Below are 24,076 nucleotides of genomic sequence, written 5' to 3' on the forward strand. Positions count from 1 at the left end.
TGGGCACTGGTTCCGCGCCCCCTCGAGCCGAGATATGGAGAAGTGCATTGCTACATGGATCAGTAGAAGACCTTCCCGCAGAGCGGGCCCGGGCGGGCCGCCGCCGTGTTGAAGCGCGCGCTGCCCTGGAGTTGGGGTTGCGCTTGGGCGACATGTTGTTGCTGCCGGGGATGGCAGTGCTTTCTCACTTTCTTTTGTACGGAACAGGTGCGCCGGATTCTTCCCAGCGAATCGTATTTGGTGCGGTGGTTCTCAGCGCTGTCGTTTGCTTCTCGGTCGCGCCGTTGTATCGGAACTGGCGGATGCGAGGGCTTCTCGCTGATCTCTGGCTGCTGCTGTTGGCGTGGTCTGCCACTTTTGCGCTGTTCTCGCTCTACGTCGTCCTGGTCGGGCTTGCCGATGTGGTGCCGTCGACGTGGCTGATTGGCTGGTATGCCTTTGGCCTGGGATCGATGGCGGCGCTGCGTGTGCTGCTGAGGGTGCAGTTGCATCGGCTGCGCTCGCGTGGGATGGACCGCGAACGGGTCCTGCTGGTCGGACTTCGCGCCCCGGCCCTGAAACTGCACCGCCTGCTGCGTGGCAAGCCGGAGCTGGGCAAGGAAGTCATTGGCTACTTCGCCGGTGCAGGCGATATCGCCACCCGCCGTGGCGGTGATGCGCCGCGCCGACTGGGCTTGCTGGCTGAGGTCCCGCAGTACATGGATCAGCACCGCGGAGAATTCGATCAGGTCTGGGTGTCGATGCCGATGGGGGATGCCGCCGCGGTCAGGGACATGCTCAAGCAGATCGAGCGATTTCCGGTGCCTGTGCGTCTGATCCCTGATACCACGGGCCTGGGGGCGCTCAACCCCGGTCTGCACCAAGTGGGTGATGTGCCGATGATCGGTGTGCGGCAGGGCTTGGCAGACCACCGGTTTCGCCTGTTCAAGCGGATCGAGGACATCCTCGTGGCTGGTGTCGCGGTGGTCCTGCTGGCGCCGTTGTTTGTCGTGCTCGCCATTGGCGTGAAGCTGAGTTCGCCCGGGCCAGTGCTGTTCCGCCAGAAGCGTCACGGGCTGGGTGGCAAGGAGTTCTGGATGCTCAAGTTCCGCTCCATGCGCGTGCATGCAGAGGGAGAGGGGCAGATTACCCAGGCTAGGCGCGGTGATCCGCGAGTCACCCGGTTCGGCGCCTTCCTGCGCCGCAGCAGCCTGGACGAACTGCCGCAGTTCTTCAACGTGCTGGGTGGAAACATGTCGGTGGTCGGGCCGCGCCCGCACGCGATCCAGCACAACAACCACTACGAGCGCGTGATCGAGCGCTACATGCATCGTCACTACGTCAAGCCTGGGATTACCGGCTGGGCGCAGGTGCACGGCCTGCGTGGCGAGACGCCGGAGCTGCGCTCGATGAAGAAACGCGTGCAGTACGACATCGATTACATCCGGCGCTGGAGCCCGACGCTTGACGTGCGGATCATTGTGCTGACCGCGCTGAAGGTGCTGGGGCAGAAATCGGCGTATTAGTGCAAGGTTTGCGCCGGGATGCGTCGGTAGGCTCGTGTGGATGCATCTGGGTGGCAGCAGCGCGCTGCATTTCTCGTGTATTGAAGAACTGATGGAAACCGTTGTCCGTGTTCAAGAATATTCTGGTTGTGTGTGTCGGCAACATCTGCCGTAGCCCGTCGGCGGAAGTGATGCTGCGTGAGGCTGTGAGCGGCAAGGGCATCACAGTGTCCTCGGCCGGCCTGGGGGCCCTGGTTAACCACGGTGTGGATGCTACCGCGCAAGCACTGTTGACCGAGCATGGCCTGGATGGCAGCAGCCATCGTGCGCGGCAGATCGACCGGAGCATCCTTGCAGCTTCGGATCTGGTACTGGTGATGGAGCGCAAGCATGTCCATCGCATCATCGAAATCGCGCCGGAGGCGTCGGGCAAGACCTTCCTGCTGGGCAAGTGGCAGTCCGATCGCGAGATTCCCGATCCTTATCGCCAGCAACGTGCTGCATTCGAGCACGTTTACACTCTGATGGATGAGGGGGTGAAGAGCTGGGTGCGTTACCTCTGATTGCACAAGCCCTTGGAAATTGCGCTGCGGATGAAAGGCCGGGGGCTGTCAGGCGCCCGGCCTTTCTCATTCCCCGACGTTACGCAGATTGTCATAGAAGAAGCGTTCATCGCGGTCACCCGTCATGCCGTACAGGCCATACTTGCGGCCGAGCATGGCGCCGCCATCGCGGATCAGCGGGTTCCAATTGAAGGCCGCACGGCCGCGCGTGGAGCGTGGCAGGAATCCATCGAGCGGAATACTGAAGTAGATGCCCTTGTCGAAGCTGCCTTCGCCGAAATCGCGTGCCGATACGTTGGTCTTGGTTGCATAAGCGCCCATGGTTACGCCGTTGTCGAACACGCGGGCCAGGTCCAGAGTGGCACCCTTGTCGCCGGCCAGGTACTGGCCCACCGACAGCGAGCCGATGATGCGTTCACGGGCGTCGAAGGCATAGTAGAGCGTGGCGTGGCCGGTGGTGACCCTATAGTCGCGGAGGCCCCAGTGCTGATCGTAGTCGCGCTGCTGCACCCGGTTGAGATTCGCGCCAACCGCCCAGCGCTCGCCGCTTGGGCGATACAGCAGTTCGCCGCCGACGCCGGCATACATCCACTCCAGGTAGCCTGCGTAGGCGATGCCATACAGGTCCGGTGCCAGCCGTCCGGCGATGTTGGCCTGCAGATTGGGCAGCATGATGTCGGAGGTGGTCAGGTACTGGCGGATGTCCGTCCGCACGCGTGGCAGGCGGCTTGGGGCGTTGTACTTGAACTTGTGGTAGTTGTTGGTGACATCAGCACTGACGGTGCCGGTCAGCCAGATGTTGTCGCGCAGGAACAGGCTGCCCGAGTAATTGGCTGCGATCTGGTACAGGATGAAGCCATCAGGGCCGCCAAGATTCTGCCGGTAGCCGATGTTGAAGCCGCCGCCGAATGGGTTGCGCTTGGGCGTGTACAGCGTTTCGCGCGCGAGCGCGTCGGGCGCCTGCAGTTCCGTGCTCCGCCGCAGTACGTCTTCGCTGACGGTGCCATCTAGGTATCCCGCGAACGCTTCGCGGTTGATTGACAGATCGGCGATCGGCATGCCCACGCGGGTGGTGCGCAGGGTGAACCAGTCGTAGTCATCGCCGGTCGCGTTGGCAAGAATGCGCGTCGCGCGTCCAAGGCCCTTGGCAGGATGCAGGTAGCGGGTCTGGTAACCGTCGACATAGAGTTCGTCGCCGCGGCGCGAAATGCGTTCGACACGGAACCCGGCATTGCGCTGCAGTTCGGTGCTGATTGCTGCCCAGTCGGTACTGGTGCCAGGAGCGGCGCCAGAAGCGTCGCTGCTGGCGACTGATGCGCGCTGATCGGCGGCGGTTGTCGCAGGCAACAGCCGCTGCGGTGGCGGGTCGAACGGCTTCGGCGCAGCTGGCGCGTTGCCGGGATTGCCACGCAGGGTGAGCGAGAACATCGCCGCGTCGCCGCGCTCCCAGGCTGCAGTCAGTTCGACATTGCGGTTCGGCACATAGACCAGCCCCACGTTGAATGGCGTGCGCTGGCGGAGGTTGTTGTTTCGCGGTTCACGCCGGTAGTCGTTGCCGTCGTATTCCACTTTGAGCAGCAGCTCATCCATCGGCGTCTGGTAGGTGATGCCGCCGAAGATACCGACCGGCCCCTTGAACATGTTGCTCAGGCCGAACTTTCCGGACTGCGTGATGTCGCTGTTGGCAATGGAGCGCCGGTCTTTGAAACGATCATCGATGGCGCCCAGTGGGTTCGAGAAATCGCCGCGATTGCCGATGTACCCGGTGGCAAGTCCGATCGAGGCATCGATCGGGCCGAAATTCTTGTTAGCAACCAGGTATTCGCTGGAGAAGAATCCGGTGCCGCCCAGATCGCGCACACCAAAGGCAAGCTGCGGGAGCAGGCGTGATTCCTGCCACAGGCGCAGTTTGAAGTCGATCGACTTGTCCTTGTAATGCTGATCGCCGGCAATGCTAGGCCCGTACAGCAAATTGTTGACGTTGATGTAGCGGAATGAGGCCTCCAGCCACGGGAATGGCTGAAGTGTCAGGTTGTAGCGAGCGTAGGGGGCGTTGTACGACGCAGTGAAGCTCAGGTCTCCGTCGCTTGCCATGCGCGCGGTAGGTGTCTGCAGAAGACCGATCCCACCCCATTCGTTGGCAGTGGGAGGCGGTGCCTCCTGGGCATGCAGTGCGCAGGACAGCGACAACGCAAGCGCGCTCAGTGCAAAACGGGCGGGGCGCACTGGGTGCGCGCGCAGGCAGGACTGGATCATCACGGGTTGACGGGCTGGGTGGCGATGAACGCGGCGAAATCGCTGTTGAACAGCGGGTCGATGCGCTTGATCAGGGAGGCGCGCACGGGCACGAAAACCGTACCCCCGGGCGCGACAGCCTGGGAATCTGCGCGGTTCCACAGGCCGATGCCCAACTGCTGGATTCGCCCGTCGGGCTGGATCACGTAGATGTCGTTGCGGTCGGCAAGGGGGCTGGGATGACAGTCACGCAGATAGTCACGTGCATCGCGATGCGGACCGTGTGGCAGCTCGCACTCCTGCTCCACTGCGCCCATGACAGTGACGGTGCGTGGCCGTAGCGGAAACCGCAGCCTGTCACCTGTGGCTAGCACCGGGTTGTTCGCAGGCTGGACCTGGATCAGTCGCGCGGGCCCGGATATGGGCGTCCGGCCGGTGGCCGGATGTGTCTCCAGCCAGGTCTGCAATGCCTGTGCGAGCGTCACGACCTGTGCGTCGGCAGACTGTGCCAGCTGCCCGGCGCCATACTGCAGCCCCGCGCGCAGCCGCACCTGGGCCGGCAGGGCCTGCGGGCGTTCGAGACTTGCCCCCAGCAGGTAGGCGTCGGCCTTGGGACGGGCCAGCAGCAGGCCGTCGGCCAGACGGGCGCCGGTACGCAGCTCGTACTGCCCTGCTGCTTCAACGGCACCTTCGATATGTACCTGCGCGGCTTGGACGTCAGTGGCAGCGAACAGCGCGGCAAGCACTACCAGGTTGATAAATCTGAACGTCATGGCTCAGTCCTTGGCCGGGCGATAGGGTTTGAGCTGGGTCAGCTCAGCAACACGACCGGGCGCCAGATGCTGGCGGCTCTTCCAGATGAAGCCTGTGGCAGGATCGGCCCAGTAGACATTGCGGCCACTCATGCCACCGCCTTGCAGCTGCTCGTCGAACCGCTGCAGGGTCCGGCGCGAACCCAGTATGTCCACCTGCTCCAGTTCGCCCCTTCTCAGGATCCCGGTCACGGCTACGTCGACCTGGTAGGCGGGAATCCAGTCATACCGGCGCTGCACCGCAACGGGCGTGGTCACTGTACGCAGGTCATCGAACGGCGAGGGTCCATCGATACGCGCGTGCCATTGCTGCCCGAGGCCGCTGCCACCCAGCAGCAGGCCGTGGGCGTCCATTTCGAACACCGCATGTGAACCCGCGAACCACTGCTGGCGGCCTCCATCGACGTAGCCCAGAACAGCCACTGCGGTGAGGTCGGGAGTTTCCACCTGCATCTGCGGGAAGCGGTTGCTGGCCACGCCTTCTGCGGTCGCTTGTGCCGGGCGATGGGTGATCAGCCGGAAGGTATCCAGTGTGGAGCGGCTGCCGGTGGTGCACCCGGAGAACAGCAGGGCGGCGACGGCGACCAGCAACAGCGCGCCATGGGCGCGATGGTGGCAGGCCGCATCCATGCGAGCCATGTCAGTTGTCCTTGATTTCGGTTCCGGTACGCGCCGCGTTGTACAGGATATTGGTGAAGGGCAGCAGCTGATTCACGAAGCGGTTCCAACGGCTGACGCCGGCTGCGCCGACAAATACGACGTCGCCCGGCTGCAGATGGAACTGACTGCCGGCGGCAAAAGCGGTCGGAGAGCGCGCCTCCAGCTGATAGACCATCGAGGGCTCCTGTTGCAGGTCCGTGCTGCCGCGGATGACATACACGGCATTGCCGTTTGCGGTCTGTTGAAGCAGGCCGCGAGCACGGCCGAGTGCCTGGTTCAGCGAGACATCACCGGTTCGGAAGCTGTAGGCGCCGGGCTGATTCACTTCGCCCACCACGAAGATCTCTTTGCGATCAAGGTAGGGCACGAAGATGGAGTCGCCATCCTTGAGGAGTAATTGGCGGCCGCCAAACTCGCGAGCCAGGGTTTCCAGGTTGATCGTGTAAGTGATGCCTTCCCGGCTGAGCTGGATGCCCGACAAGTCGGCCTGCTGGTTGTCCAGTCCGGATTGGCTGATAGCATCTGCCAGCGTCAGCGGCGAGGTGCCCAGAGCAATCGGCGAGGATCGCTGGGCAGCGCCTGTTACCCAGACCCGCTGGCTGCCATAGGTGAGGACGGATACGTCCACCTGGGGCGATTCCACGTACTTGGCCAAGCGGGTGCTGATTTCCTCACGGAGCTGCATCGGCGTCTTTCCCGAGGCTGTGACCTTGCCGATGTATGGGTAGAACATCGTGCCGTCACTCTGCACAAGGCGCCCTGCCAGAGCACCCTGCTGCTGGGGACCGGCTGGCACGGTCAATTCGGGGTGATCCCATACGGTGACATAGAGAATGTCGCCGGCCCCGACCGTGTACGGTGCCGGCTGGTAATCGAACAACGCAGCTGGCAGTGAATTCTGCGTCCGCGCGGCGTTTTCCTGGGCGATCAGCTTCGGCGTGATGCTGACGATTTCCAGCTGACCATCGCCGCTCTTGCGGTCGACGGCAACGTCGCTGCGGCGCAGGTGCTGTCCCGGCGCAAGCGCACAGCTGGACAGTGCCAGTGCGGTCAACGCAGCGGCAAGGAGGCGAGGGGTGATGTTATTCATGGGGATGAGAGTCTGGCAGGCATAAAAAACCCCCGCCGGGCCGCGCCCGGCGAGGGCCTGAGTGGTACGCAGTGCGCTGATCAGCCGCCGGTGCCGCCTGTACCACCGGTGCCGCCCGTACCGCCCGTACCGCCGGTGCCACCCGTACCAGGGCCGCCCGGACCCGGGCCGCCCGGATCAGTGCCGCCGCCGCCGTCATTGCTGCCGCTGGTGCTGTCGCCGCCGATGCTGTACGCAACGGCCGCGGCGGCCACGCCGATTACGGTGGTGCCCACGACAGCAGCGGTCGAGACGCCTGCAGCTTCCGCTCCGGCAACTTCCGCCGCAGTGGCCTCCGTGCCGGCCGTAGCCTGCGCTTCCTGCGCGAAACTCATCATCGGGGAGGCGGACAGGGCCGCCAGTGCCACAACTGCGATCGTCTTCTTGAACATGGGAGGCCTGCTCCGTCAGGGAAAATTCCTTTCACATGTTCTTCGGATGAATCCTTGCTGTCAAGGTTTGTGATTGCTATCGCCATGATGGCCGCTGACTGGGACCGAACGGCCGCGTAGGCCGTGGCGCTCGAACGCTTGCGCGCGGCCGGACAGTGTCTTCGCCGCGGCCTTCACGAGGTCATGGGTGTGCAAGTCTGCAAGCAGTATCGGGGAGGTCACGCCGGCGGCAATGGCCAGCAGCGCGGCGCGGCCACGCACGACCAGCGTGTTGCCCAGAGTATGTCCGCCACGCAGCACCCATGCCGACGCGGCCAGGCCGAAGCTGAGTCCCATGACGATTTCGGATGGGGAGTGGGCTCGCAATGGCAGTCGAGAGTAGCCGATCGCGAGCGCTAGGCCTGCGCCCACGACGGCCCAGGCCCGCAGCTGTAGGCTGCGTCCGCTGGCCAGCAGCCAGAAGGCCACGGGATAGAGGGTGCTGGACATGGCAGCGTGCCCGGAGACGCCGGTGAAATCCAGATGCTTCAAGCCGAAACCCCAACCCATGAAGGCAATCTTGCTCGCTAGCGTGGTTGCGGCAACTACAATCATTGCCGCTGCCCAGCGCCATAGCAGGTGTCGGTGAGAAGGCGGCAGAAACAAGGCGAGTACAGCGGCAAACGGAAACAAGGCGCGGCTGTCGCCGAGTGCAGACAGGCTCTGCCAGAAGGTCATCATGCGGCGACGGCAAGTGCAGCGGGGAGAAGCGCACAGATTACTGACGGTGGGCGTACTGCAGAACGCCCGGCGCTTGGTCCATTCAGCCAGACGAGGTATCCTTCTCCGCTGCCAATGGCCCCGTAGCTCAGCTGGATAGAGCGTCCCCCTCCTAAGGGGAAGGTCGCCCGTTCGAATCGGGCCGGGGTCACCATTTATCAATGACTTACGTCAATTCAGCTTAGTAGTAGGTGCTCTATAGCGCCTTTGCTTAGCGGCCTTTTGGCACACTTGGCACAGTGCCGGTAGCTGACTGCTGAGGATGGCCTTCAGCGCAGATGGCGTTGTCCGCTTCGACCACCTGTTCGAAAGTGGCCTCCGTCGAGTAGGTCTCGCCATAGATGCATTTGTAGCTGATCGAGAGCTTTAGTCTTGATAGACCCTCGGTGATCTTCACGCGGCTGGCGTCAGACAGATGATCTCTTGAGGTGACGACAGAAACCTCCTTGCCTACGCCGAAGACCGTGCCACTGTCGAATCTGGTCCGTTCATATCTGAAATCCTCCTCGATGCCGCCCGTGGCCAATGCAACGAACTGCTTTATACCGGCTCCGGTAGTCATATCAATGACTTGCCCTTCTTTTGCTGCGCTGAATGAAACAATAGAAGCAGGTCCGAACCCTTCATTCCGTATGAGGAGAAGCGTGTCGCCATTTGAGACGTGAAATTCAAGTATGGGCTTTGCGGACAGGATCTGGTGCCTTCGCTGGAGCCTCCCTTGATAGACGGAGTACACCAAGGCAATCAGCGCAATGAAGGCACTGCTGAGCGCAATCCAATCCGTGGAAGACAGGCCGAGCGTGCTGGAAGTGGTGAGGGTAGGGGAGCTGGTGAAGTAGATATCCATGTCTTAGTCGACGCCACCTAGAATTGGAGTTTGGAGACCGCAGTCTCATCGCCGTCAGGAGAGAGATGAGCGTAGTACTTTTCAGTAGTGGCGTAGTCCGCATGACCTGCCAAAGCCTGGACCCGACGAAGCGGAACGCCTGCCATTACCATGTGCGCGCAAAATGTATGCCTGAGCCGATGAAGGTGTCCACCAATGCCTGCTAGATCCGAATCTTTCTTGAACCAATCGGACACTGTGTCCTTATGCACCGTAACGATTGGGTCGGGTAGGTGGCGTAGTGCCCACCTTGCATAACGGTTTAGCGGCACCTCACGCCACTTCCCTGACTTTGTCCTGCCTTCGCCGCTCTCGTCTGGGTCGCTTTCCACGAGCAAACGGCCGGCCACGACAGAGCTTTTCTCCAAGCCGATGATCTCGCCCCGACGCAGCCCCGTGTGGGCCATGAAGAGCCACAGGGGCGCCCGTCGAGGGTTCGCCCGATACAGCCGGCGCATCGCCGCCCGGTCATAGAACTTGACTGCCACGCTTCGCACGCCGCGAGGCGCCTTCACTGAGGCGAGCGGGTTCACGTCCAGCTCTTTCCATTCGACGCCGCGATTGAACGCCGCCTTCAGCCGTCGAATCTCCTTCCCGACAGTCTCCTTTGCCGCCTTGTCGTCCAGCAACCTGGCGCGCTTGTACTGCTCCACCTCGACCGCTCGGATGCTGTCGATCGGCCGGTGGCCGAAACGCTCGATGAAGCGCTTTACTTCGCTCCTGGCTTTCGAGATTGTGGTCGGGTGCTCGGCCTCGTACCAGTCCAGATACCACTCCAGGTAGTCGCGGACCTTAGGCAGGCGCGCCAAGATCCGGACCCCATGGGTCAGTTCTGCTTCTTTCGCGGCACGAACTCTCTCCGCCTCACGGGCGTCAGGTTGCCCAATGGACCGGCGAAAGCGTTCGCCGCCTTCCGCCCAGTCGAGGTAGGCCTTGCTGCCGCGCCAGTAGAGTCGAACTTTTGCCATTCCTCTGCACCTTCGATCGCGGCATAGAGCGCCGCCTTTTCGTACAACTGCTTTCCCATGAAGCGGCGGGGGGTAAGCCCGTAGCCCATGGCGTTCTTCCTGAACTGGCTGTTTGAGACGCCGCAGTAGTGGGCGGCCTCCTCAACGGTCAGCCAATCCTTCCCTGATAGATCGAGCCGTTCAGCGGCGCCCATTGGCGCCTCCTGCGGCCTTCCTCCTGGCCGGCGCCTGCTCGGCGAGGCTGAGGTTGAACTGCACGACGTTGTCGGCGACGGCCGGTAGGACTGTCGCCCGCGCGCCGCGTGCTGGCCGGTTTAGCCGGCGCCACGCTGCGATGGCCTTGTCGGGGTCGGCATGCTTGCTGGTCGACCTGCAGGCGCACTCGACCAGGTGGCCACCGCCGGCGGAGGCGCAGCGCTTGTCGTGGATGTGGCGCGCGCGGTGGCCGGCGGCGCAGTTCGGCACCCCTTCCGGGTGGCTGATATGTACCTGGGTCATGGCTTGTTGCACTCCTCGATGTGGGCTTCGAGCTTTTCAATCAGGAAGGTGGCTTCGGTGGCCCTGCGGCGGCGCTCGTGCGTGCTAACCGGCGCTGGGCCGGCGTCCCGGATCCACTTCAGGGGTTCGAGGAACCAGCTCGGTTCGACAGGCAGCAGCTTGCGCGGGTCGGGCTTGTTGTCGGGTGGGAAGCAATCCGGCCCTGCCCAGTCCTCGCTCATGCCGCAGCGCGTGCAGACGCGCCGCTGGAAGTCGTGGACCTTCTCGGGCTGGATTACGCGCGGTGTCTCGAACAGTGCGCGGACAACGAGCCCACGCTGGTGCGCAGCGTAGACGTGCCCCGCGTCGGCCTGCATCCAGCAGCCAGGCCGGTGATCGTCCTTGTTGCGGTACTCCCAGCGCACTGGCTGCGCGGTGTAGAGCGCTTTCAGCAGGGTGTCAGCCCAAGCGCGCACCTCGCGACCGTCAACAGCGGTGGCCGGATCGACACGCCGCATGGCAGAGACGACCGCGGCGACGGGCGACGATGCCTTGGTGGCCTCGACAACGGTGGCCGGGGAAACGGGAAGTGGTGCGGTCATGCGAACAGTTCCAGTTGGGCCGGCAGTGCCGGAGGTGGGGCAGGCACTGCTGATCGTTCAACGGCGATCAGATGCAGCAGGCGCGCGCGATTCGCGGCGGCCAGGTCCATGCAGCGCCAGAACGGCGGATCCATCAGGCCGCCATTGCCTGGGCCCTGAAGACGTACGCGCCGCGCGAGCGCCAAGTGCTGCCGCATGAAGATCAGCAACCTGTGGCGGGCGAGCGGGAACCCAGCGGCGATCATCGGAACATCTCCAACTGCTGCGGAACGGCCGGACGACGGATTGCGTAGGGGCTGGGATCTCGTTCGTTGAGCAGGTCCAGGGCGATATGGAAGTGGTAGCCGCGACCGTTCATGTCGGTGATGCAGACCATCGGGAAGTAGCAGACCGCGATCGCACCGGAGCAGAACAGGTAGTAGCCGCGACCACACGGCGCGCGGCCGGCCTCGGTGCTGCTGTCCAGCATGTCGCGCGTCCAGCCGGCGGCAATGCGGACGGCTACCGCGTTCGATGCGATCTCCCATGCCTCGTCTCGGTCCATGATCCGCGAGGACACCATGCCCATGGTGCGCAGCGCGGCGTCCATGTCGCCGGCAGCGAGCGCCTGCAGCGCGTGGCCGCGAGCCTCCCACAGACGAGCATCCTGGGGTGCGATTAAGTCGAGCTCGACCCCGGACATGCTGGCCAGCTGCCGGCCGACCTCGCGGTGGTCGATTGCAGCGGTGAGCAGCTGGTCAGCCATTGGCGTGCTCCTTCATCAGTGCGGCCCGGATCAGCTCAATGTCTTCGCCGTCATGCCCGCTACAGCAGTACTTACGGCGCAGAGTGAGGATCTTCTGGATGGGGTCCTCAACATTGAACGTCATGATCGGAAACAGCAGCAGCTGACCAGCCATGGGCGCCGACGTGTTGGTGGTGATCGCCTTCATCGCCAGCCCCGCAGGTACTCGCCGAACGTCACGCCACCGTCGTAGCGCAGGAACTGCTGGTATCGCTGCTGCGACCTCGTCAGTTTCGGTGGCGGCGGGGTGTGCTCCTGCACCGCGGCACGGCCGGCCTGCGTGACGTTGAACACGTCGCTGCCGCCGGTGATCGCATTGCCCGCGCGCCGGACCATGAATCCACGCTCGACCAACACCATGCAGTGCTTGTAGTCGGTGCCGCCTGGGCCGGTGACGAAGTGACTGCGGTAGCTGCGCTCCAAGCCGCCCTCGCCAACACCCAGTGCGTGGCGAAGGATCTGCAGCTCGGCATCCGGCAGAGCGCCGGCGGTCGTCTGGTCAGCCATTGCCCACCGCCTGGCTGTCGATCAGGGCCAACAGCGTGCCGAACTGAAGGTCGACACTCTCGCCAGCGGCGCATTTTTGCCAGGCTTTGCGGACGGCCTCGCGAACCGCCCCCAGGTCCACGGCCTGCGCGGGCGGGGCGGCGTCAGGCAGTCGCAGTTCCCCGCAGCTCTCGCACTGGTCGATGACGATGCGGTTGACCCGGCCGGGGATGACAACGCCGCTCCATTCGTGGTTACACGTCATTGGCTCACCTGCTCGGAAGTAGTGGTGTAGTTCTCGCGGCCAGCGGGCCAGAGCGCTGTATTTCGCAGCGCTTCGTAGTTGCGAGCATCCTTCCGGTAGTAGTCCTTCAGATGCTCGTCCATCGGCTCCCAGTCGTGCATGGGCGCGCCATCCGCTCGGCGATTGCAGCTACGCAGATACAGCAGACGCGCGATGCGCTCGATTGCATCCACCGGCTCCTGCCCCACCGGCTGGCGGGCGGCGAGTGCTTCTCGCAGCTCTGCGATGGCCGCAAGGATCGGCTCAGCGCCGCCCTGCTCTGGATCGCAGCCCAGCTCTCGTGAAACCTCGGCCAGCGCGGCGCAGGCGTCCACGAACATGCGCTCGTAGTTCAATCCACCCTGACCGCCCGGGGAGGACTGGACGGGAATGATCGCGTCGTGAAGCTCCATGGCCTGCTGGCTGTAGCCGATGCCGTGAGTTCCCGCGTTGTACGCGTCACCAATCAGGTCGCGTGCGCGGTCATACGGCACAGTCGCCAGCCTCACCCTCCCACCGGGCTGCACGTCGGCCAGGGTCTTGTTGTCGTTGCTCATGCCTGCATGTCCTTGCTGTTGGTGGAGCGCGCGCTGTGCGCGGCGAGGTGTTCCCAGCGTTCGGCCTCGCCAACGTAGTACTCGTGGCGTTCTTGCCGGACGGTGGCGGTGAACTGCACGTCGTGCAGTGCGCGTTCGGCGGCGGCGCGGTTGGCCGCTGCCATACGGGCCGGGTCGTGATCGAAGATGTCGAGCTGGTTACGCACGCTGGACTCCTGGAATGGGTTGCCGGCTGGTGGAACCCGGCCGGCGCGGGTTCCCTGCGCTACAGGGGGAGAGCGCAGGGCAGGGGGTCAGTGGGTGTCGTCAGCGGCGAGCGGGGCGCGCTGTCGTTCATCGCTGCGGCGCTGCATTTCGGCCTTGAACGCCGGCCAGCTGGTGTGGAGGTCTTCCCAGCAGCGCCATGCGAAGAACACGGCGCCGATGGCGCAGGCGAGGGCGACGGCGTCGAGCTGGTTGCGCAGGGCCCAAGCGAGCAGGGCGAGGAGCAGGCCGACGGCGACGGCGCAGAAGAAGGGCAGGGCCAGGTGGCGCATTACTCGGTCTCCTGTTCGGCAGTGGGCTCGGCCGGCGCCGGCGCCGGGCTGACGGGCGGGGTGATGGGCGGGATGCCGACGGCCATGGCGTTGAAGAAGTCGCGGTCGGTCATGCCGGCATGCTCCGGCTGTCGTACGCCCGGACGGCGTAAGCAATCGCGTAGAGGCGCCAGTAGAAGTGGAAGGTGTAATCCTCGACGGAGCTGGACCATTCCCAGGCGTCCTGAACCCGGAAGTCCTCGAACCAACCCGCGTACCTATCGGGATCCACCATGTCGGTGCAGTAGCTGGTGTTGTCTTCACCGACCTTGAAACCGGCCCAGCGCTCCAGAGCACTGGCTGTGTCATCGGCTCCGTCCACCACCTCAGCTTTCAGGTGATCCCAGAGCGCGTCACGCGCCGCAGCGAAGCCCACCGCCTCGTCGTCCTGCTCGGCCATGTAGTGGTCGAAGTGCTCCCGTACGACCTGCTCGAACAGGTTTTCATCGAACTTCTTCCCCTCGCCATCGTTGGCCACGCACTTCTCTGCCCAGTAGCCGGGATTGATGCGGAGAACGTCCGGAGCATCTTCTCTGCGCTGGTCATTGCGGAAGAACTCCAGCATGTCGGGCATGCGCCTGAACACCGACGTGCCCATGTCGCCGCTGATGGTCAGGTATCCCGGCCAGGTGACGATGTCGAAGCGATACACGCTGCTCCCGGCATTGCTGAACTTCAGGTGCCGGTGCAGCCCGTTGTTCTGTAGCACCTCCATCTGGTGCTGGGCGGTGTCCACACGGAAGCGCGCGAGCGCCTTGGATTGGTTGTCCACCTTGGCCCTCATGCAGCACCTGCCTGTGCGCGCGCTGCACTACGCACGGCGGCCACGGCACCTGCAGCGCTCTGCCCGTGCCGCAGGACGGCATTGGCGGCGATGCTGGCGGCGATGACTACCTGGTAGGGGAGGAGGCCCCAGCGGCGCCCGGCGCGGGCGACGATGCCGGCGGCGGCAGCCGCGCGCTGAGCGTTGGAGTGGTTGACGAGGGCGACGCTCATGGGGCGGCGTCCTGGCTTTCGCCGCGCAGCTGATGTGCGGCGTGCTGGATCTCCACCGAGAGGTGATCGGCCTCTTCCAGTTCAATGTAAAGGCTGGCAGCGCCGACCTTGATGGCGACCATGCCTACAGCGGGCATAGCGACTACGGTAGGTGGCGCCTTGCTGACGCCGAGGGACAGGGTTGCCATTGCTTGATCTCCTGCGCCGGCCCCGGGGTGGGGCTTCATGGGCGGCTCGGAGATAGTAAAGCGATGCTTTAGTCCAAGTCAAGCGACGCTTTAGGTTGGCGGTAAAAAAAGAGCCCTGGGCGAGGGCCGGGCTCTTTTCGGAAAGGTCACTTGAGTTTGGAGGGATCGTATCCCGACACGTCGAATTCCCAAGCGGGTGAACCTTCTTGGTAGACCTCAGCTTGAATCCTTACAAGGTCTGCAGACCCCATTCTCCGGACGAAGTCAGCGTACCCGAGGATGAACAGGAGCGTTGTCGAGTTGTCGCTCGGACCGGTAGCCTGGTAGGTCCGCGGCTTCTCATTGTCAAACCGGACCAGAACCCTGCATCCGGAATAGCTTCTGCATAGCAGCTGACCGCGCTCGATACTCAGGATCACGTCACTCCCATGTTGGGGGTGCTTTCGAATGGTGAGCGTCGCATGTTGCGGCTGGGAATATGGTCGATCGAACTCGTGGGTGTTGCTGCTCGTCACTTCCGCCGTGGTCCATGGCTTGCCGGTCATGGGATCCTCAGAGGAGCGATAGGCCCATTGTTTTCCCAGATTTGCCTTCCGCACGTCTTCTTCCAGCTGCGGAATCGCCTGCGAAGCTGCTACACCCTCAGACGAGTCCGGGAATGAGGCTACAAGTTCCCTTGCCGTTAGAAGGCGGGCTTCGGCGTAACGGCTAGCGTCGTTCATTTCCGAAAATAGGCGCGCTCTCCTCTGCTCATCGGTCTCGGCGGGAGCGGTCCCTGATGGTTGCCCGGGACTGCTGGCCGTGTGATCGACACGCGGCGAACACATGGCGACCAGAACTACTAGTGCACCAATGAACACAGCTATGGCCCATCCGGTGGCCCATCGACTGCTTGACAGATTGGCTGTTGGAGCCGCAGTGGCCACCGCTTTGGGCCTGTTTGGGTGGCCGCAGTTGGGACACGCCTCGGCTTGATCACTGATCTGCCGCCCACACTCCTCGCACGCGATAAGCGCCACAATATCCCCCTGTTCTGATCCGTCAGTTGAAACGATCAATCCGATTGCGCAGGTACACCTTGCCGCCAATGACAGTGTTCGGTGGCATTGGAAACGCGGGATACAACCCCGCATTTGCGCTAACTACATACACAGCGTCACCTCGATCCTGTAGGGCTTTAACCTGCTGGCCGTTGCCGGTGTTCAGCAAGTAGATTCCGTCGCCGTCGAATGCCGTGACGCCTGTGTCTACCATCAAGGATTCGCCCGGGTTGATCACAGGGATCATCGAATCGCCGCGACCGGTCACCAGAACCAACCGTCCGGGCGGTGGTACGAAGCCAACTACGGACCGTATGTATGTGGGCGCAAAGTCCATTGCGCGAACGATGTCGGGAAAATCCTCGTTTACTGCCCCGTCCCCCATGTCGGCATCTCCATCCAGCTGCTGGACGCGAACATAGCTATGCACGGTCGCAGGACCGGAGACGGGTGCGGCCGCTTCGCCCATCCCGAAGTGGGATAGAGGCTTGCCAGTCAACTGGGCCAGCTTAGGCAACTTCCGTTTATCGACCTTGCCGGTTCTCAGCCATCCTGACACCGCCTGCTCGGTCACCCCAAAGGAATCTGCAATCCCCTTCTGAGTGAGTTTGGACTCTTCGATGGCCGAGCGAATGGCGGCCGCCATGGCGGAGTTGTCAAGCATCGCTTGATTGTCCAACGAGGCACCCCGCTTTGTAAGAAAGCATCGCTTGACCTTTAACTAAAGCGACGCTTAAGATGGCCGCATGAACCATATCGCTGCTGCCGTAGAGAAAGCGGGAACCGGCCAAGCCGGATTGGCACGCCTTCTTGGGGTATCGCCCCAGGCGGTGAACCAGTGGGTCAACGGCAACAGGCCGGTTCCCCCACGGCACGTTCTTGCTATCGAGAAGGCCACCGGCGTTTCCCGCCACGAGCTTCGCCCCGACGTGTTCGGGCCGGACGCAGCTTCTGAGAGGGCCGAGCACCGGCCGACCGTGGCCGAGCAGATCGGCAGCGAGGTGGACAGCCGGATGAGCAAGCGCGCGCTGCGTGCCAAGCTCGGTATGGATAGCGACAAGCACCTGGCCATCCTGCTGCAGCTGCCCGTGGAAGAGGTAGAGGCGTGGCCGGAAGAGGGCGTCCTGCCCGCGCTGCCGCAGATCCAGCGCCTGCTCGGTGTTGAGGCACGGGCCGCTGCTGAGCCCGCGAACGAGGATCCCGACGCGAATCGCATCGCCCCGGTCGACACCGCTTGAAAGGCCGTCCCTGGCAGTCGTCCCTGACTTGTTGATCTCCATGGCGCCCATCGTGCGCCACCCGGGCCCAACCCGAAACCTTGAAACACAGCCTTCCCCAAGGTGACCCATGACCTGCCGCACATCCGCTCTCAACTGGCTCGACGTTCTCTACAACTCCGTGCGCAAGACGCCGGGGGGTGTCGTGGACGCGGCCGCTTTCCTGGCCGACCGCCGCGGCAAATCCATGCATCCGGAAACGCTGCGCGCGAAGCTGCGCGGGCTGGAGGGTGAGTCTGTAACGATGGAGATTGCCGAACTGCTGACCGAGTGGATGCAGGAGAAGGCAGGGGGCAGCGATTACGCCCTGGACTGGATGCAGGCGCTGGCCGGGCAGTTCGGCATGGCGGTGGCCACCGTCCCACCGCCGCCGGAGGGCGGCTGGTCGGACGAGATCGGGGCCATCCAGACCAAGCTGCTGGAAATCACTACGCGGGTCGGGCGCTTGTCCGGCACGGCTGTGGAGGCGATGGCCGATCACCACATCGACAGCGACGAGGCCAAGCTGATGGTGGAAGAGGCCAATTCGCTGATCACGATGGCGCACCGGCTGATCCGCAACGTGTCGCGCGCTGCAGCAAAGGGGAGGGCGCGTCGATGAACCATCCGGCCCGCGCAACCGACCTCAGCACCAGTCACGAGGCCGCCCGGTACGTCGTTCAATCCGGCTTGCAGGGTGACCAGCAGGCCGCAGCGGCGTCTGCAGTGAAGCGCCATCCTGGCCTGACCAGCCTTGAGCTGGCCCAGGCAACCAGCTTGTGCCGCTATGTGCTGGCGCGTCGTCTCCCCGAGCTGGCAGAAACCGGACGAGTTTGGCGCGGCCCGAAGAAGCCCTGTTCCGTGTCGGGTCGCAGCGCCTGCACCTGGTGGCCGGTAGCGCCGGGCGAAAACATGACGCTGGGGCTCTGACATGTCGACCATCATCATGTCGCAGTGCTGGCCGCTGCAGGGCCTGAGCGTCACGCAGAAGGCTGTGCTGATCTCGCTGGCTGATCAGGCGAACGACGAAGGCGTGTGCTGGCCGGCGGTGGGCACCATCGCCGCGCGCTGCTGCATGTCGGCGCGCGCTGTGCGCACGGCAATGGATCATCTGGAGGCCGTTGGCCTGCTCACCCGTGACCGCCGTTTCAACAGCAGCACGGTTTACAAGGTAAACCCCGCCAACTTCGACAAGGCCGCCGCGCCGTCGAAGGCTGGCCGCAAGTCTGGAAAAGCAGGTACTGCACCGGGCGCAGGGGCTGCGCCCCATGCAGGGGGTGCGCCCGCTGCAGGAGGGGATGCGCCCCGTGCAGGGGGGGATGCACCGGGCGCAGGTCTAGGGGTGCGCCCCGTGCCGCCTAACCGTCATATAACCCTCAATGAACCGTCAGGAGAACCGTCATTTCCGGCGGGCCTGCCGGCCGCGCCGCTGGCGTTGGATTCCGAAACCGACCTGCAGGCCGCGTGCCGCGCGACCTGGGCGGCATACGCCACCGCTTACCGCACCCGCCACGGTGTGGCACCGGTCCGCAACGCAAAGGTGAACAGCAACGTCCGGCAGATCGTGCAGCGGCTCGGCCACAGCGAGGCGCCGCTGGTGGCCGCGTGGTTCCTGACCGTCAACGAGCGCTACGTGGTGCAGAACATGCACGACCTGGGCGCGCTGCTGGCGAAGTGCGAGGCATACCGCACGCAGTGGGCCACCGGCCGCCAGATGACGCAGGCCAGCGCCCAGCAGCAGGACCAGACGCAGTCGAACGCTAACGCGGCGGAAGAGGCTAAGGAGCTGCTGCGGAAGATCAAGGGGAGCGGCCATGCTCAGTGACTTCGACCAGGAGCGTCTTGTCGAGCTGCTGGTGGCAACGGCCGAGGTAATCGGCGACCGGATTAGCCCCGGCGCCGCCGTGTTCATGGTCTCGGACTTGGCGCAGTACCCGCTGCCGATGCTGGAGCGCGCGCTGGCGACGTGCCGCCGGGAGCTGAAGGCGCGGCTGTCGTTGGCCGCGATCCTTGAACGCATCGAGGACGGCCACCCGGCACCGAACGAGGCATGGGCCAACGCGATCCGCGCCGCCGACGAAGGCGCGACCGTGGTGTGGACTGAGCAGACCCGCGATGCGTGGGCGGCGGCGCTGCCGCTGGTGCAGGCGGGCGACAAGATCGCGGCCCGATCTGCGTTCCTAGAGGTTTACGCCCGGTTGGTGAAGGAAGCGCGCGCTGCACACCGCATGGCCTCTTACCAGCTGTCCCTCGGCGCTGACCTGTCTGGCCGGGATGGCGTGCTGCAGCAGGCCGTGGCTGCCGGGCAGTTGACGCACGAGCACGTCGCGGAACACCTCGCGTTGCCGCCGCCCACGCCGGCATTCAATCCGGTGGCGCTGCTGGCCGGCACGGTGGAGGCATCGCCGACCGCCGACGCCCGGACCCGCGCACACCTGGCAGAGATCGCGGAACTGCTGGGAGGCAAAGCGGCATGAGAGGCCCCGATCACTTCGACGTTGAAGTGCGCCTGGTCAGTGAGCCGGTGGCGGAGGCTGGCTGTTATCTCGCCTACGGCTACGGGGTGAAGCCGCTGGTGATGTACGCGTCGCGCGGAATGACGGTGTGGCGCGATGGCATGCGCCAGATCCCGATCACCCGCTATGCCGGTCCGATCCCGGAGCTGCGCTGATGTGGTCGAACGCACCGCCGCCGACGAGAGCCGAGGCAGCGCGCATCGAATTGGCGAAGACCGGTCCATGTATGGCCTGCCTGGCGCTGCAGATGCAGGACCTGCTGGAGCCGGAGCTGGTGGTGTACGGCTGCGACTACAACCACGCCAAGAGCGGAAACCTGCGGCGCGGTCACATGTTCGGCTACGCGCTCTGCAAGTGGCACCACATGCGCTACCCGATGGAGGGGAACACCTTCGCGACGATGCGCCAGATCTACGGCCCGAGCCTGATGGATGGCTCGCGGACGTTCCACGAGACGTACGGCTCCGACGACGAGCTGATTGCAAATCAGACCTACATCAACGAACTGAGGGCGACAGGATGAAGAAGACGAAGGCCATGGCGCCGAGGATCAACCCCCAGCGTGCGCCCCGCGAGCGGCGGATGGACCACAACACGGTTTCCCGACCCAAGCGGGTGAAGGCAGGAACCGTCTTCCGTGGCCCAGCCGAGACGGTGGAGGAGTTCAAGGCACGTGGAGGCCAGGTGCAGCGCCTCACGGCCAGCTGGGACCGCGCGGCGTGACCGGTGCTGCACCGAACGACCACCAGGCGCGATCGCGCGCTGCACGAGCAAACCAACAAGGGGAAGGCACATGCAAATGAACAATGCCCGCGAACTGCTGTCCAGCCGGACTGGCCCAAAAACAATGAGCTTTGACGGGACCGCCGGTGGCCCCTCCACCCAGGAGATCGTCGCAGCGTTGGCATATGTTCCCCACGGATTGGGGCATGAGCTGCTGCAGGCCCTGTGGTGGCCCGAGAGCGGCCAGCGTCGACGTGAGCAGTTGCGCCAAGCCGTCGTTGGCTTGGTCGCGCCGGAGTTCACCCGCCAGATGCACGAGCTTGCCGATGCCCGCACGGAGTTTGGCATCGCCAAGGCCAGCATGGGCTGGGGAGGGGGCACGGTGACGGATGTGCAGCGACGTGAACTGCGGCGTGCCGAGCAGGCGCTGGAAGTTGCACGGGCGGCAGCTTGGCCGAACAACACCATGGAGCAACTTGGAGTACTGGCCGGGGCGGTGATCGAAGAGATGGCCGGGGCGTACGAGTGTTCCCGCTGCGGAGGTAAGAAGGTCCTCTTGGACCCGGTGATTGCGGGAATCGTGAACTGCGACAGCTGCAGTGGGAGTGGTTTCGATCCGCTCAGCGGGCGGAAGCGTGCGGCCGCCATCGGTGCCGACTGGTCCGCCTACAGCCGGTTCTGGCGACCGGTCTATGAGTGGATGCTCTTCAACTTCCGCGCTGCCGAGGCGCGCGCTGCAAGGCAGTTCAGCAAGGCACTCACGCAGGCGGCATAGCGATGACTTCCTAGGTCATCGAAAAAGACGGCAATCTTGCCAACATCCAATCGCAAGCCCCGGCCCAGCCGGGGCTTGGGGCGCCAAGTCGTAAGTGCTTGATTTGCGCCGGTAAGGCGATTGATTCTCTTCTGAAACGCCCTTGTTGTCCCACCGTACGCCCCAATCTGTGAGGGACGGCATTTCGCCGTCTTCAGAAGAGGGAGTTCGGAATGGGTAGCGATGTTCACCTTGCGCGCGAGGCGGCAAAGGTAGAGAGAAGCAACCGGCAGCAGATTGCTCTGCATGCCGCAGCCATGAAGCTTGGCGGGTTCCAGGGGGATGCATTGAGCGTGGCGGCTGAGCGCTTCGCCGCCGCCGACCATGCAGAGCACGACGTGACGGGTGTCGAAGAGACCCTTCGCGAAAATCAGGTGCCTTCGGTTGGCAACTTCCCGAAGCAGCAGCTGTATGCGGTTGCGCGGAAGTTGGATCCAAAGGCCTTCGCGGAAGAAGAAGAGTAGTTGCTTCAGCCTGGCTAATTGCCAAGCCCGTAGACCTATCTCCGCCCCGGCATTGCCGGGGCTTTTTATTGGGGGAATTCCATGGCTCAGATCAGCGCACTGCAAGGGGGTGGCAAGAACGTTGTTGCCTTCCTCGACATGCTGGCGTGGTCCGAAGGGACTGACAACGGCAAGCAGCCGACCAAAGACCGTGGCTACGACGTGATCGTCGGCGGGCAATTGTTCAAGAGCTACGCCGACCATCCGCGCGTGCTGGTGGACCTTCCGAAGCTCAAGATCCAGTCCACTGCGGCAGGCCGCTACCAGCTGCTGCGCCGCTACTACGACGCCTATAAGAAGACGCTTGGCCTGAAGGACTTCACTCCCCTGAGCCAGGACCTGATCGCGCTGCAGCAGATCCGGGAGCGTCGCGCGCTGCCGCTGATCCAGGCGGGCAAGATCCCGGAGGCAATCAAGGCGGTCAGCAACATCTGGGCGAGCCTGCCCGGCGCAGGCTACGACCAGCACGAACAGGAGCTTGCCGACTTGCTGGCTGTGTACCGCAAGGCCGGCGGGACGGTGGCGCCATGATCGGGGTCGACGTGGACTGGCAGGCCATTGGCACGGCAGTTGGCGGCCTGATGTTGGGTGCCGGCGGCGTAGCGCTGTGGTGGCGCAAGCAGTTCGTAGAGACAGCGAGGGAAGGGGCCGAGGTCAACGTGATCCAGCTGATGCGCGAGGAAGTGACCCGGCTGGGCGAACGGGTTGGCCGCATGGAAGCCAGGGAGCTTCGACTCATTCGCCACATCTACCGCCTTGAAGGGCTGATGCGTGCGGCGGGGCTGGAGCCACCGCCGTTCGATCCGGACAGCGACACGATCAGGGCAGGAGGATCAGAGTGAACCGCTTAGCCATCGCAGGCGCTGCCTTCATCCTGTGGTCCGGTGCCATGGTCGGCGTTGGCTGGACCTGGCGCAGTGATCGGGCAGATGGCAGGGAGGCCACCCAGCGCGCCGCCGACGCCGAGGCGGTCGCCGCGCAGGTCAACCAGGCCCGTGCCACCGAGCATGCCCAGGCCGAGACACTGGCCGCCATTGGAGCGAAGCATGAAGAAGACCGCGCTGCGGCCGAGACCGTCCCCGCTGCTGTTGTGGCTGACCTGCGCGCTGGTCGTCTCCAGTTGCGCGACGACCTCGCCACCTGTAGCACCAGCCTCCTGTCCCAAGCCGTCGCCGGCACCGTCGAACGTGATGCGCACGCCGAACTACGAGCAGAGGTTGCGGGAGCTGCTGTTCAAATCGGCCGGGACGCCGACGACCACGTCCGCGCCAGCCAAGAAGTGATCGTGGCTGACCGGCAACCGGTGACGCAATGAACCGCCGAGTGCTCGCGCTGGGTCGGCTGAAGACCGGCGAGATGAACAAGACCGAGGCTGCGTATGCCGAACGGCTGCGCGCTCTGCAGGCTGCGGGCGAGGTCCAATGGCACCGGTTCGAGGGCCTGAAGCTGCGGCTGGCAGACAACACCTTCTACACGCCGGACTTTGCCGTCATGGCTGCCGACGGTGTCATGGAGTGCCACGAGGTGAAAGGGCACTGGCAGGACGATGCCAGGGCCACGATCAAGATTGCCGCGGCCATGTACCCATTCCGCTTCATCGCGGTGAAGGCCAAGCCCAAGCGGGATGGCGGCGGCTGGGCAGTGGAGGAGTTCTAGTTGCAGCGCAGTAAAGAGCAGGGGCCGAAGCCCCTGCGCCAGACAGTCAGTCGAAGACGATTGCTTCCTTCCTGAACTCGCTCCAGCTATCGGTTACCACGCATTGACCCTCATGGCAGAACTTCTGCGTGCAGGAGTACCAGCCGCCTCCCGTCGGATAGCAGCTCGTGCTGTATGACGCCGCTTGCGCCTGAGGAACTACGCCCATCGTCGCGCCAAGCCCGGTAGCGGCAGCGATACAACCAAACAGGACACTGTGGATCTTCATGATCACTCCTATTGGTAATGGCAAATGGATGCTCAGCGACGCTGAGCATGAAGAAACTGTCAGTCAAGAACGTTGCCGGCAATAGGAAAAGTCTGAATCGACCGTAGGGATATCCCTGGCCGATAAGGGGCGCAGCTCTTAAGAGGTAATGCAATGGACGGACGAATTGATCGCCTGCTTGCTCTGGCCGAACAGCAGCACGCTGCCATCGTGGAGCAGGGACGGCATATCGCCGAACTCGCGATGCACGTCGGACTGCTGGTGCAGGCTGTCGCGCAGCTGCTGGGCGAGGAGGCCGGCGCACCGGTGCACGACGAAGGTGCCGAGTCCGAGCGAGTCGACTTGGACGGGAAGCCCTACTGATGGCGGCAGGCCCGACCCCGCGACGCGGCAGGACCCGGCAGACAGGCGGCAGCGCCTTCGCACACCTGTATGGCACCGCGCGCTGGCAACGCACGCGCAAG

The 24,076-nt window shown here is 64.0% G+C and carries 41 protein-coding genes and 1 tRNA gene; 18 read left to right on the top strand and 24 right to left on the bottom strand.

Annotated elements, in window-relative coordinates:
* Positions 1 to 152: 152 nt before the first annotated feature.
* On the top strand, positions 153 to 1,505 hold the full coding sequence (locus AC5P8J_RS14595; protein WP_227844668.1) for an undecaprenyl-phosphate glucose phosphotransferase: 1,353 nt from the start codon (positions 153 to 155) through the stop codon (positions 1,503 to 1,505).
* A gap of 107 nt (positions 1,506 to 1,612) precedes the next feature.
* On the top strand, positions 1,613 to 2,047 hold the full coding sequence (locus AC5P8J_RS14600; RefSeq protein WP_058982710.1) for a low molecular weight protein-tyrosine-phosphatase: 435 nt from the start codon (positions 1,613 to 1,615) through the stop codon (positions 2,045 to 2,047).
* 66 nt (positions 2,048 to 2,113) lie between these two features.
* On the opposite strand, the gene AC5P8J_RS14605 is transcribed toward AC5P8J_RS14600, so the two are convergent.
* The 6 genes from AC5P8J_RS14605 to AC5P8J_RS14630 form a co-directional block, all read right to left on the bottom strand.
* A complete protein-coding gene (locus AC5P8J_RS14605; RefSeq protein WP_134731492.1) occupies positions 2,114 to 4,303 on the bottom strand; it encodes a YjbH domain-containing protein in 2,190 nt (729 codons plus the stop codon).
* Positions 4,303 to 5,055: a capsule biosynthesis GfcC family protein gene (locus AC5P8J_RS14610; RefSeq protein WP_494540108.1), complete on the bottom strand. Its 753-nt coding sequence runs from the start codon at positions 5,053 to 5,055 to the stop codon at positions 4,303 to 4,305. The genes AC5P8J_RS14605 and AC5P8J_RS14610 overlap by 1 nt, the downstream gene beginning before the upstream one ends.
* A 3-nt stretch (positions 5,056 to 5,058) precedes the next feature.
* The gene (locus tag AC5P8J_RS14615; RefSeq protein WP_494540107.1) at positions 5,059 to 5,733 is read right to left on the bottom strand and encodes a YjbF family lipoprotein; all 675 of its coding nucleotides are present in this window, start codon (positions 5,731 to 5,733) and stop codon (positions 5,059 to 5,061) included.
* A gap of 1 nt (position 5,734) precedes the next feature.
* Positions 5,735 to 6,844, bottom strand: coding sequence for a polysaccharide biosynthesis/export family protein (locus AC5P8J_RS14620; RefSeq protein WP_058982655.1), 1,110 nt, complete (start codon positions 6,842 to 6,844; stop codon positions 5,735 to 5,737).
* A gap of 80 nt (positions 6,845 to 6,924) precedes the next feature.
* On the bottom strand, positions 6,925 to 7,275 hold the full coding sequence (locus AC5P8J_RS14625) for a hypothetical protein (protein ID WP_167649925.1): 351 nt from the start codon (positions 7,273 to 7,275) through the stop codon (positions 6,925 to 6,927).
* Positions 7,276 to 7,335: 60 nt separating this feature from the next.
* Positions 7,336 to 7,995, bottom strand: a complete 660-nt coding sequence (locus AC5P8J_RS14630) for a phosphatase PAP2 family protein (protein ID WP_494540106.1) — start codon at positions 7,993 to 7,995, stop codon at positions 7,336 to 7,338.
* Positions 7,996 to 8,111: 116 nt separating this feature from the next.
* Between AC5P8J_RS14630 and AC5P8J_RS14635 the strand changes: the two genes are divergently transcribed.
* A tRNA-Arg gene (locus AC5P8J_RS14635) sits at positions 8,112 to 8,188 on the top strand.
* Between the two features lie 57 nt (positions 8,189 to 8,245).
* Here AC5P8J_RS14635 and AC5P8J_RS14640 read toward each other — a convergent pair.
* The 17 genes from AC5P8J_RS14640 to AC5P8J_RS14720 form a co-directional block, all read right to left on the bottom strand.
* Positions 8,246 to 8,881, bottom strand: a complete 636-nt coding sequence (locus tag AC5P8J_RS14640; protein ID WP_494533618.1) for a DUF8453 domain-containing protein — start codon at positions 8,879 to 8,881, stop codon at positions 8,246 to 8,248.
* A gap of 17 nt (positions 8,882 to 8,898) precedes the next feature.
* Complete coding sequence (locus AC5P8J_RS14645; RefSeq protein ID WP_495216891.1) at positions 8,899 to 9,729, bottom strand: tyrosine-type recombinase/integrase; 831 nt, start codon at positions 9,727 to 9,729, stop codon at positions 8,899 to 8,901.
* Between the two features lie 17 nt (positions 9,730 to 9,746).
* Positions 9,747 to 10,082, bottom strand: a complete 336-nt coding sequence (locus tag AC5P8J_RS14650; protein WP_495216893.1) for a hypothetical protein — start codon at positions 10,080 to 10,082, stop codon at positions 9,747 to 9,749.
* Positions 10,069 to 10,386, bottom strand: a complete 318-nt coding sequence (locus tag AC5P8J_RS14655) for a hypothetical protein (protein WP_495216894.1) — start codon at positions 10,384 to 10,386, stop codon at positions 10,069 to 10,071. The genes AC5P8J_RS14650 and AC5P8J_RS14655 overlap by 14 nt, the downstream gene beginning before the upstream one ends.
* Positions 10,383 to 10,967 carry a hypothetical protein gene (locus tag AC5P8J_RS14660; RefSeq protein ID WP_495216895.1) on the bottom strand — a complete coding sequence of 195 codons (585 nt, stop codon included), beginning with the start codon at positions 10,965 to 10,967 and terminating at the stop codon, positions 10,383 to 10,385. Before AC5P8J_RS14660 ends, AC5P8J_RS14655 begins: the two co-directional genes overlap by 4 nt.
* Complete coding sequence (locus AC5P8J_RS14665) at positions 10,964 to 11,212, bottom strand: hypothetical protein (RefSeq protein WP_495216896.1); 249 nt, start codon at positions 11,210 to 11,212, stop codon at positions 10,964 to 10,966. The genes AC5P8J_RS14660 and AC5P8J_RS14665 overlap by 4 nt, the downstream gene beginning before the upstream one ends.
* Positions 11,209 to 11,712 carry a hypothetical protein gene (locus tag AC5P8J_RS14670; protein ID WP_329859404.1) on the bottom strand — a complete coding sequence of 168 codons (504 nt, stop codon included), beginning with the start codon at positions 11,710 to 11,712 and terminating at the stop codon, positions 11,209 to 11,211. The genes AC5P8J_RS14665 and AC5P8J_RS14670 overlap by 4 nt, the downstream gene beginning before the upstream one ends.
* Entirely contained in the window at positions 11,705 to 11,899 is a 195-nt protein-coding gene (locus AC5P8J_RS14675; RefSeq protein WP_495216897.1) for a hypothetical protein, read from the bottom strand. Before AC5P8J_RS14675 ends, AC5P8J_RS14670 begins: the two co-directional genes overlap by 8 nt.
* On the bottom strand, positions 11,896 to 12,258 hold the full coding sequence (locus tag AC5P8J_RS14680; RefSeq protein ID WP_495216898.1) for a hypothetical protein: 363 nt from the start codon (positions 12,256 to 12,258) through the stop codon (positions 11,896 to 11,898). Before AC5P8J_RS14680 ends, AC5P8J_RS14675 begins: the two co-directional genes overlap by 4 nt.
* Positions 12,251 to 12,502, bottom strand: a complete 252-nt coding sequence (locus AC5P8J_RS14685; protein ID WP_495216899.1) for a hypothetical protein — start codon at positions 12,500 to 12,502, stop codon at positions 12,251 to 12,253. Before AC5P8J_RS14685 ends, AC5P8J_RS14680 begins: the two co-directional genes overlap by 8 nt.
* A complete protein-coding gene (locus tag AC5P8J_RS14690; RefSeq protein WP_495216900.1) occupies positions 12,499 to 13,077 on the bottom strand; it encodes a hypothetical protein in 579 nt (192 codons plus the stop codon). Before AC5P8J_RS14690 ends, AC5P8J_RS14685 begins: the two co-directional genes overlap by 4 nt.
* Positions 13,074 to 13,283, bottom strand: a complete 210-nt coding sequence (locus AC5P8J_RS14695) for a hypothetical protein (protein WP_329839213.1) — start codon at positions 13,281 to 13,283, stop codon at positions 13,074 to 13,076. The genes AC5P8J_RS14690 and AC5P8J_RS14695 overlap by 4 nt, the downstream gene beginning before the upstream one ends.
* Positions 13,284 to 13,370: 87 nt before the next feature.
* Positions 13,371 to 13,613, bottom strand: coding sequence for a hypothetical protein (locus AC5P8J_RS14700; protein ID WP_180832848.1), 243 nt, complete (start codon positions 13,611 to 13,613; stop codon positions 13,371 to 13,373).
* 109 nt (positions 13,614 to 13,722) lie between these two features.
* Positions 13,723 to 14,436, bottom strand: coding sequence for a hypothetical protein (locus AC5P8J_RS14705; RefSeq protein WP_495216901.1), 714 nt, complete (start codon positions 14,434 to 14,436; stop codon positions 13,723 to 13,725).
* Positions 14,433 to 14,648: a hypothetical protein gene (locus tag AC5P8J_RS14710; RefSeq protein ID WP_495216902.1), complete on the bottom strand. Its 216-nt coding sequence runs from the start codon at positions 14,646 to 14,648 to the stop codon at positions 14,433 to 14,435. Before AC5P8J_RS14710 ends, AC5P8J_RS14705 begins: the two co-directional genes overlap by 4 nt.
* Entirely contained in the window at positions 14,645 to 14,836 is a 192-nt protein-coding gene (locus tag AC5P8J_RS14715) for a hypothetical protein (protein ID WP_227853586.1), read from the bottom strand. Before AC5P8J_RS14715 ends, AC5P8J_RS14710 begins: the two co-directional genes overlap by 4 nt.
* Before the next feature lie 1,041 nt (positions 14,837 to 15,877).
* Positions 15,878 to 16,540, bottom strand: a complete 663-nt coding sequence (locus AC5P8J_RS14720; protein ID WP_279914494.1) for a LexA family transcriptional regulator — start codon at positions 16,538 to 16,540, stop codon at positions 15,878 to 15,880.
* Between the two features lie 82 nt (positions 16,541 to 16,622).
* On the opposite strand from AC5P8J_RS14720, the gene AC5P8J_RS14725 reads away from it, so the two are divergent.
* The 14 genes from AC5P8J_RS14725 (at position 16,623) to AC5P8J_RS14790 (ending at position 23,344) form a co-directional block, all read left to right on the top strand.
* Positions 16,623 to 17,114: a transcriptional regulator gene (locus tag AC5P8J_RS14725; RefSeq protein WP_495216903.1), complete on the top strand. Its 492-nt coding sequence runs from the start codon at positions 16,623 to 16,625 to the stop codon at positions 17,112 to 17,114.
* Positions 17,115 to 17,223: 109 nt separating this feature from the next.
* Positions 17,224 to 17,754: a phage regulatory CII family protein gene (locus AC5P8J_RS14730; RefSeq protein WP_495216904.1), complete on the top strand. Its 531-nt coding sequence runs from the start codon at positions 17,224 to 17,226 to the stop codon at positions 17,752 to 17,754.
* Positions 17,751 to 18,062, top strand: a complete 312-nt coding sequence (locus AC5P8J_RS14735) for a winged helix-turn-helix domain-containing protein (RefSeq protein ID WP_495216905.1) — start codon at positions 17,751 to 17,753, stop codon at positions 18,060 to 18,062. Before AC5P8J_RS14730 ends, AC5P8J_RS14735 begins: the two co-directional genes overlap by 4 nt.
* 1 nt (position 18,063) lies before the next feature.
* Complete coding sequence (locus AC5P8J_RS14740; RefSeq protein WP_495216906.1) at positions 18,064 to 18,957, top strand: helix-turn-helix domain-containing protein; 894 nt, start codon at positions 18,064 to 18,066, stop codon at positions 18,955 to 18,957.
* Positions 18,947 to 19,609 (top strand): hypothetical protein, encoded by a 663-nt coding sequence (locus tag AC5P8J_RS14745; RefSeq protein WP_495216907.1) that lies wholly within the window; start codon positions 18,947 to 18,949, stop codon positions 19,607 to 19,609. The genes AC5P8J_RS14740 and AC5P8J_RS14745 overlap by 11 nt, the downstream gene beginning before the upstream one ends.
* Positions 19,606 to 19,803 carry a hypothetical protein gene (locus AC5P8J_RS14750; RefSeq protein ID WP_495216908.1) on the top strand — a complete coding sequence of 66 codons (198 nt, stop codon included), beginning with the start codon at positions 19,606 to 19,608 and terminating at the stop codon, positions 19,801 to 19,803. Before AC5P8J_RS14745 ends, AC5P8J_RS14750 begins: the two co-directional genes overlap by 4 nt.
* Positions 19,803 to 20,171 carry a Ref family recombination enhancement nuclease gene (locus AC5P8J_RS14755; RefSeq protein ID WP_495216909.1) on the top strand — a complete coding sequence of 123 codons (369 nt, stop codon included), beginning with the start codon at positions 19,803 to 19,805 and terminating at the stop codon, positions 20,169 to 20,171. The genes AC5P8J_RS14750 and AC5P8J_RS14755 overlap by 1 nt, the downstream gene beginning before the upstream one ends.
* Entirely contained in the window at positions 20,168 to 20,371 is a 204-nt protein-coding gene (locus AC5P8J_RS14760) for a hypothetical protein (protein ID WP_414487138.1), read from the top strand. Before AC5P8J_RS14755 ends, AC5P8J_RS14760 begins: the two co-directional genes overlap by 4 nt.
* Before the next feature lie 76 nt (positions 20,372 to 20,447).
* Positions 20,448 to 21,146 (top strand): hypothetical protein, encoded by a 699-nt coding sequence (locus AC5P8J_RS14765; protein ID WP_495216910.1) that lies wholly within the window; start codon positions 20,448 to 20,450, stop codon positions 21,144 to 21,146.
* A 212-nt stretch (positions 21,147 to 21,358) separates the two neighbouring features.
* Complete coding sequence (locus AC5P8J_RS14770) at positions 21,359 to 21,649, top strand: hypothetical protein (protein WP_138969648.1); 291 nt, start codon at positions 21,359 to 21,361, stop codon at positions 21,647 to 21,649.
* A gap of 81 nt (positions 21,650 to 21,730) precedes the next feature.
* Positions 21,731 to 22,219 (top strand): glycoside hydrolase family 24 protein, encoded by a 489-nt coding sequence (locus AC5P8J_RS14775; RefSeq protein WP_495216911.1) that lies wholly within the window; start codon positions 21,731 to 21,733, stop codon positions 22,217 to 22,219.
* Positions 22,216 to 22,530, top strand: a complete 315-nt coding sequence (locus AC5P8J_RS14780) for a hypothetical protein (RefSeq protein WP_495216912.1) — start codon at positions 22,216 to 22,218, stop codon at positions 22,528 to 22,530. Before AC5P8J_RS14775 ends, AC5P8J_RS14780 begins: the two co-directional genes overlap by 4 nt.
* Positions 22,527 to 23,003, top strand: coding sequence for a lysis system spanin subunit (locus AC5P8J_RS14785; protein WP_495216914.1), 477 nt, complete (start codon positions 22,527 to 22,529; stop codon positions 23,001 to 23,003). Before AC5P8J_RS14780 ends, AC5P8J_RS14785 begins: the two co-directional genes overlap by 4 nt.
* A complete protein-coding gene (locus AC5P8J_RS14790) occupies positions 23,000 to 23,344 on the top strand; it encodes a DUF1064 domain-containing protein (protein ID WP_495216915.1) in 345 nt (114 codons plus the stop codon). Before AC5P8J_RS14785 ends, AC5P8J_RS14790 begins: the two co-directional genes overlap by 4 nt.
* A gap of 46 nt (positions 23,345 to 23,390) precedes the next feature.
* Here the strand turns inward: AC5P8J_RS14790 and AC5P8J_RS14795 are convergent, their stop codons facing one another.
* Positions 23,391 to 23,612 (bottom strand): hypothetical protein, encoded by a 222-nt coding sequence (locus tag AC5P8J_RS14795; protein WP_109813945.1) that lies wholly within the window; start codon positions 23,610 to 23,612, stop codon positions 23,391 to 23,393.
* A gap of 153 nt (positions 23,613 to 23,765) precedes the next feature.
* Between AC5P8J_RS14795 and AC5P8J_RS14800 the strand changes: the two genes are divergently transcribed.
* Positions 23,766 to 23,975 carry a hypothetical protein gene (locus AC5P8J_RS14800; protein WP_329839180.1) on the top strand — a complete coding sequence of 70 codons (210 nt, stop codon included), beginning with the start codon at positions 23,766 to 23,768 and terminating at the stop codon, positions 23,973 to 23,975.
* Positions 23,976 to 24,076 lie beyond the last annotated feature (101 nt).

This window comes from Stenotrophomonas sp. YJH_SMC_37 (assembly GCF_059370035.1).